Genomic DNA, 6,616 nt, shown 5'->3' with positions numbered 1-6,616 from the left:
CGAGGTGATCGGGCCGGACATGGTGATCGTCACCCCCGGCATCCGTCCGGCCGGCAGCGCCGCCGGCGACCAGAAGCGCACGCTCACACCCACCGAGGCGATGCGCGCAGGCGCCGACCATCTCGTCGTCGGGCGTCCCATTATCCGCGCAGCCGATCCGCGCGCCGCGGCGGCCGCGATCATGGACGAGATCGCGGCGGCCTCTTAACCTGCCCACGCGAAGCATCGTTCAACCAACGGATATCGTGATGACCAAGGGTTACTGGATCGCACGCCTCGATGTCGAGGACGAAGAGGCTTATGCCCGTTACCGGGCGTTGAACACGGTCGCCTTCGCAAAATACGGAGCGAAATTCCTGGTCCGCGGCGGGGAATACAAGCTGGGCCGCGGCGAAGGCCGCAAGCACAATGTCGTGCTGGAGTTCAAGGACGAGGCGACCGCCCGCGCCTGCTATGCCTCGCCCGAATACCAGGAGGCGGTGAAGCATCTCGGCACAGCCGGCCCGGTCGATCTCGTCATCATCGGCGGCTATGACGGAGCCCAGCCCGGCGAGTGACGGCGTCCCGTCTTACAATTCCGCGTCGAAAGCCAGCCCTTCGAAGCCGGCCCGCACCCGCCCCGTCGCCTGCGCCGTGGCGAAGCCCTGCGCGAGCGATGGCGAGAGCGAGGCCACGCCCCGGTCACTGCCCTGGACGTTCAGCTCCTGCGAGACGACATAGCTGACCGATGGGGCAGCGCGCATCGGCACGGGCAGAGCCAATGTCTGGCGCAGCGGAGCGCCGGCCTGCTGATATCCGTCGATCAGCAGCGTCGCATCCGGTCGCCAGTGGTAGCGGCGACAGAGCAGTTCCTCGAGCGGGCGGCCCCTGTCCTGCCAGCCCGTCGCAACGGTGCCGAACTCCAGCTTGACGCGCCGGAAGGAGGCGCCGCCGCTGCCCAAGGGCGCCAGGCCGATCGCGAGGGCCCCGGTCGTACCGGGTGTCAGCGTCACCCCGCGACGGCCCGCTCCGGCTGCGATCGTGCCGCTGCGATCCCCGATCGTGACCGAGAGAGCCGCGCTCAGCGCCTCGAGCGACAGCGTCAGGGACACGCCCGCGAAACTCTCCAGCCCCCAGAGCTCGGGTTCCACCAGCTGCTGGAGCGAGCCCGAGGACAGGGTCAGCGTCAGCCCCGAGCGGCTGGCATCGGCCCCGCCCGCCCCGGCCTTCCAGCGGTCGAAGCCATAGGCCCCGGCCGCCAGGCTTCCCCCGGCGAAGCCGCGCTGGTTCAGCCGGAAATCGCCGTTGAGCAGCAGGTTGGAGCCGCAGGCCCAGGCCGAAGCCGGCAGGGCGACGGCGCCGCTCGCGCTGTCGATCGCCAGCGCCTCGCTCCACTGGCTGCCATCGGCGCTGACCTTCACCCGGAATTCGTCGTCGCCGGCGATGCCGAACTCGGCCCGACCGGACCAGCCATCCTGAAACAGCACGCTCGCCGTCTCGGACGGCGCCGCTTTGTTCACGATCAGCCGGTGGCTGCCGCCCTCATGGCTGAACAGGCTGGCGGGCGAGGACACCGCGAAGCGATTGGCCGTATCGGCCGTCGCATTGACGCCCCAGCGTTCGGCGCCGAGGCTGCTGACGGGCGTCGCGCGCCGCCATTGGCTGCCGGTCCAGAGCTGATGCTCCGCCTCGTCCGCCACCCAGGCCTGCCAGCCGGGGCGCGGCTGCAGGAAGGTCCAGCCACCATCCTCGAAGAGAGCGATCTGGTCGGTGCGGCCCGCGAAAGCGCCGGTGGCGCCGGCTGGAACGATATAGGCGGAGAGTTCGCCGGGAGAGGCCGGCGGCTGTGTCTGCGTGCGGCTTTCGACGCCGAGCTGGATGAGCGCGTCGAGGCGCGTCAGCGCATCGTTATGGGTGACGTGCTTCTGTGCCTGGCCGGCGGCGAGCAGCGGCAGGGACAGTCGGGGCGTGACGATCATGAAACCTCGCGGACAGGGAGCGGCGGCGAGGCGGCATGATCGGCGCAAGGTCAGGCGGCGGGGATAAGTTCGCTCGAGGTCAAGCAAACCTGCGGGGGCGCAGCCCGGCATGGAACCAGCTGACCAGCGAGTAGATGTCGTAGGTCGGGCGACCGGTCGCCTCGCTGACGGCCGCGGCATAGGGCGGCATATTGGTGCATTCGAGCACGATCGCGCCGACCTCCGGATGACGCGTTACCAGCGCCAGCGCCGCATCGACCACATCCTGCTGCGCCAGATCGACATCCATGTCCTGCGACTCGGCCTTGATCAGCACCCGGAAGAATTCGCGCCCTTCCTCGGTGCCGGCGACGGGGATATCGAGCGGGCAGCCGGCGGCCTCCAGATGGGCCGGCGTCAGCGTCGCGGCGCAAACGGTGACAACGCCCACGCGTCGGCCGGGCGGCAGCGTCGCCTGCACCCAAGGCACCTGCATCAGCGAGGAGGTCGCGACGGGCACCGCCACGGCCGCCGCTAGCTCCCGCTGGAACAGCGAGAGGAAGCCGCAATTGGTGGTGATCGCCTCCGCGCCCAGCCGCACGAGATCCTGCGCGGCGGCGATGAAATCGGGCAGCAGCCCGGCGGCGCCCTGCATCACCACCCTGTCGGGACTGGCGCCGCCGACCACACGGTAGAGCACCGGAAAAGGCCAGGTCGTGCCATTGCCCATATCGCCGGGAATGCGTGGAAACCGCGCTTCCAGCATCAGAATGCCGAGCGGGGCGCCATAAACCGCCTTGCCGCCCCGGGCGATCCCCCTGTACTCCCCTCGTCCGGTCAATGTCGGTCTCCCCTGGCGATTCGGCGCCACGAACTTAGACCATCGCGCGTCCGAACGGACGCGATCACGATGCTCTAAAATATTGCTGGAGCATCGGATTTCTTCGAAGAGTGGATTCCGCTTTTGGTCCGATGGCTGAATCTCGGTGGAGCGACCACGGCTTCCATGTTCCCGCCTCAGGAAGCCATGGCCGCGCCATGTTTCGCCGGCACGGTGACCGAGGAAACGCAACCCGTCCGACGCCCGGTGAACGCGGCCCCGCGAGGCCGAGCGGACGGGATAGTTCTTTAAGCCGGATGCTGTAGATCCGTTCTCGCCGCCCCGGCTGGTCCGCGTCTTGCCTGCAAGCCGGCCAAGCTTCGCCCTTGGGACCCGATTTTGCTCGCTCACATCGATCATCTGCGCCGTCTGGCGGTTTTCCTCGGCTGGGGTGCGATCGCGCTGATCATCGCTTCGACCCTGTCGCCGATCGACCTGCGCCCGCATCTGCCCGGCATGGGCCCCGATGGCGAGCGCTTCCTCGCCTTCGTCGCAGCGGGAGCGCTGCTTTCATTCGCTTATCCCGCCCGACGCTGGCTCGTGCTGGCCGCGATCGTGATCGCCGGGATGGGCCTGGAATGGGTCCAGACCCTCGAGGCCACCCGCCATGGCCGCCCTCACGACGCGGCGATAAAGGTCATCGGTGCCTTGCTGGGAACCGGCATGGCCCTGGCTTTTGACTGGACTGTCGAGCGGTTGCGCCGCGCCGCCTGAGGCGTGTCGCTTTGAAACAACCAGGACATCGCGACAAGCGGTAACGCAACCCGCCGCGCGATGAATGGAGCGTTTCCGGACGGAACGCACCGGCATGGCCATTGCTCCACAGGCCCGCAACGACGGGCATCGAGACCGTCGTCCGATGGACCGACGGAGACTTCCCCTTGGCCGATATCCTCATCGAAACCCGCGATGGCGGCCACCGTCGACGGGGCGAGGCGCGGGTGGCAGGCTCCGGGTTCTGGCTCGGCTTGTCCATGGCGGCCTGGGATGGGCTGAACGTCGCGCTGCTCGTCCATGCCTGCGGCCTGGCCTACAGTCTGATGGCGACGGGCGCGATGGGCTTCGGCGACCGGACGGGCGAACTCGCCGCGATGCTGGCGGCCGCGTTCTTTCTGGTGAACATGCTGCGTGGACGCTACCAGATCGGCCATTATCTCTCGGCGAAGGGCCAGATCGGCCCCGCTGTCTCCGCCTGGACCGTGACCCTGCTCGTCTTCGTGGTCTTCGTCTTTCTCGCCAAGGTCGCGGGCGATTTTTCGCGGGCCACGATCCTGCTGACCTATCTGGCCGGTCTGCCGGCCCTTGCTGCCTCGCGGGCTCTCTTGGCGCGCGCCGTCGCGGCCGGCAGCCAGGCGGGGCATATCGCCACCCAGCGTGTCGTGGTCGTCGGCTATGAGGCGCAGGCGATGTCCTTCCTCGAGCGTCACAAGCCCTGGCGTCTCGGCACGGCGATCGTCGAGGTCGCGCTGATCCGCCCGGCGGGAACCGATCCCGCCGGCGCCCGGCGGCTGCAGGCCGATCTGGCGGCCGCTGCCGCGCTCTGCCGCCACCACTGCTGCGATGCGGTTTATATCGCCGTGCCCTGGTCCGACCAGGATGCGATCGACGCCTGCGTGACCGCCTTCATGAACACCCCCGTCGCGATCCACCTCGCGCCCGAAAAGGTGCTGGACGGGTTCGCCCGCCCGCATATCGTGAGCACGGGCTCGCTCTCGACGCTGCGCCTGACCCGCCCGGCCCTGACCGGTGCCGAGATCGCGGCCAAGCGGACTTTCGATCTGGCTGTGGGCTGTCTCGCCCTCATGCTGCTGCTGCCGCTGTTTGCCGTCATCGCCTTGCTGATCCGGCTGGATTCGCCGGGGCCGGTCCTGTTCCGGCAGCGTCGGCACGGCTTCAACCAGCAGCCATTCCGGATCTTCAAGTTCCGCAGCATGACCACGACGGACGATGGCAGCGTCATCCGCCAGGCGACCAAGGGCGACACCCGCATCACCCGCATCGGCCGCTTCCTGCGCCGCACCAATCTCGACGAGCTGCCGCAGTTGCTGAACGTGATCGCCGGCCAGATGTCGCTGGTCGGACCCCGGCCTCACGCGCTGGCCCATGACCGGGAATTCGAGCGCAAGATCGCGCTCTATGCCCGCCGTCACAACGTCAAGCCCGGGATCACCGGCTGGGCGCAGGTCAACGGGCTGCGCGGCGAGACCGATACCGACGAGAAGATGGCCGCGCGGGTCGCCTGCGACCTCTGGTACATCGACAACTGGTCGTTCTCGCTGGATCTGGCGATCCTGTTTCGCACCGTCTTCAGCGCGAAGGCCTTTCGCAACGCGGGCTGAGCTATTCGCGCACCGAGAGCTTGGGGCCGCGCTGCTGCAGCCATTGCCGCAGCAGGATGCCGGCGAAGCTCCGCAGGCTGGCGAAATCCCCCGCCAGCCGCGCCGCCAGCCCTGCGCCGGGCACGCGCCCGGCCTGGCCTGCGACGCCCGCATGCGGCGCGAAGCTGCCGGGCCGGTTGAGCAGCGTGAAGCGAAGGCCGCAGGCCGCGACCTCGGCGATGAGCGCGCGATGGCGCGTCGAACTCAGATCGACGATCACGATATCCGGCGCGCAGGCCGCGATATGCGCCAGGATCGCAGGCCCGGCCGGCCCACCGAAATCGGCGTCGCAAATGCCGGCGATCCGCAAACGGGGATGATCGGCCGCGACCCGGCCGCGCAGCGCCCGGATGCTGGCCGCATCGCCGCCGAACAGGAAGATGGAGCGGCCCGTCTCCTCGCAGCGCCGCAGCGTCTCGACGAGATCCTGGGAGGCTGCGGGTCTGGCCATGGCCGGGGAAAGCTCCAGCGGGCTGCTGATGATATCGGTCGTCACGCTGTCCCCACTCCGGTTGAGACGCATCCGGAGCCGCCCATCGCCAAGCCGGGCGGCTGACGAATACTGAGCAGGGTGATCGTTAAAATTTTAGCCATCGCGGCGGCGAGCGCAAGCTCTGCGGCACTCCGCGGAGCCGGCATAAAGCCCCCGCGGGCGGGGGCGTCCTCGACCTGCGTCACCGCCCGGCGCCGCGATAACGCCCCTGGACGATGAGATGGGCGAGCGCGGTCAGCAGGATCGTCGCGGTCATCAGGATGAAGGAGATCGCGCCGCCGAAGGGCCAGTTGTTCTGCTGCGCGAACTGGCCATAGACCAGCGGCCCCATCATCTGGAATTTCGGGCCACCCAGCAGCACAGGCGTGGCATAGGCATTCATCGCCAGGATGAAGGTGAGGATCGTGCCGGCCAGCACGCCCGGCAGCGCCAGCGGCCACAGCACCCGGCGGAACATCGCGCCCGGCCCCGCTCCCAGGCTGAAGGCGGCCTCCTCGACATGGCGCGGAATGCCCTCGATCACGCTCTGCAGCGAGAGCACCATGAAGGGCAGGTTGACGGCGATGATGCCGATCAGAACCGCATTCTCGGTGAACATGATCTCGAGCGGCTGGTCGATCAGCCGCAAGCCCATCAGCGAGGCGTTGAGCGCCCCCTTGCTGCCGAAGGCGGTCATCCAGCCGGCGGCGCGCACGGCGTTGCCGACGAAGAGCGGCAGGACGACCGCGATCACCAGGAGGTTCTTGAAGCGGCTTTGCGTGCGTGCCAGCACATAGGCCAGCGGAAAGCCCATGATCAGGCAGGCGAGCGTGCAGATCACCGCGACACGCACGGTCCGCGCGAGCACGTTGAGATAATAGGGATCGGTGAAGAACTTGACGTAGTTCTCGATCACGAGCCCGTCGACCATGAACTGGCCGGGCACGAA

Annotated in this window: 8 protein-coding genes; 4 read left to right on the top strand and 4 right to left on the bottom strand. The window is 68.3% G+C overall.

The annotated features are described in order from the left end of the window. On the top strand, positions 1-208 hold a 208-nt coding region (locus tag ACOJTB_RS20920), incomplete at its 5' end, for an orotidine 5'-phosphate decarboxylase / HUMPS family protein (protein WP_420104451.1). A 40-nt stretch (positions 209-248) separates the two neighbouring features. Continuing rightward, the gene (locus ACOJTB_RS20915; protein WP_420104450.1) at positions 249-557 is read left to right on the top strand and encodes a DUF1330 domain-containing protein; all 309 of its coding nucleotides are present in this window, start codon (positions 249-251) and stop codon (positions 555-557) included. Between the two features lie 12 nt (positions 558-569). Here ACOJTB_RS20915 and ACOJTB_RS20910 read toward each other — a convergent pair whose 3' ends face one another. Beyond that, the gene (locus tag ACOJTB_RS20910) at positions 570-1,958 is read right to left on the bottom strand and encodes a DUF2793 domain-containing protein (protein WP_420104449.1); all 1,389 of its coding nucleotides are present in this window, start codon (positions 1,956-1,958) and stop codon (positions 570-572) included. A gap of 79 nt (positions 1,959-2,037) precedes the next feature. Beyond that, positions 2,038-2,778, bottom strand: a complete 741-nt coding sequence (locus tag ACOJTB_RS20905) for an aspartate/glutamate racemase family protein (protein ID WP_420104448.1) — start codon at positions 2,776-2,778, stop codon at positions 2,038-2,040. Positions 2,779-3,156: 378 nt separating this feature from the next. Between ACOJTB_RS20905 and ACOJTB_RS20900 the strand changes: the two genes are divergently transcribed. Continuing rightward, positions 3,157-3,531 carry a VanZ family protein gene (locus tag ACOJTB_RS20900; protein WP_420104447.1) on the top strand — a complete coding sequence of 125 codons (375 nt, stop codon included), beginning with the start codon at positions 3,157-3,159 and terminating at the stop codon, positions 3,529-3,531. A 167-nt stretch (positions 3,532-3,698) separates the two neighbouring features. After that, positions 3,699-5,156, top strand: coding sequence for an undecaprenyl-phosphate glucose phosphotransferase (locus ACOJTB_RS20895; RefSeq protein ID WP_420104446.1), 1,458 nt, complete (start codon positions 3,699-3,701; stop codon positions 5,154-5,156). Between the two features lies 1 nt (position 5,157). Here the strand turns inward: ACOJTB_RS20895 and ACOJTB_RS20890 are convergent, their stop codons facing one another. After that, a complete protein-coding gene (locus ACOJTB_RS20890; protein WP_420104445.1) occupies positions 5,158-5,691 on the bottom strand; it encodes a WecB/TagA/CpsF family glycosyltransferase in 534 nt (177 codons plus the stop codon). Positions 5,692-5,869: 178 nt separating this feature from the next. After that, on the bottom strand, positions 5,870-6,616 hold a 747-nt coding region (locus tag ACOJTB_RS20885), incomplete at its 5' end, for an ABC transporter permease (protein WP_420104444.1).

Origin of the sequence: Allobosea sp., assembly GCF_048595345.1 — a bacterium.
In the GTDB taxonomy this organism is placed as follows: Bacteria; Pseudomonadota; Alphaproteobacteria; order Rhizobiales; family Beijerinckiaceae; genus Allobosea.
The sequence above is the reverse complement of the archived record's forward strand: the minus strand, read 5'-3'. Positions and strand labels throughout refer to the sequence as shown.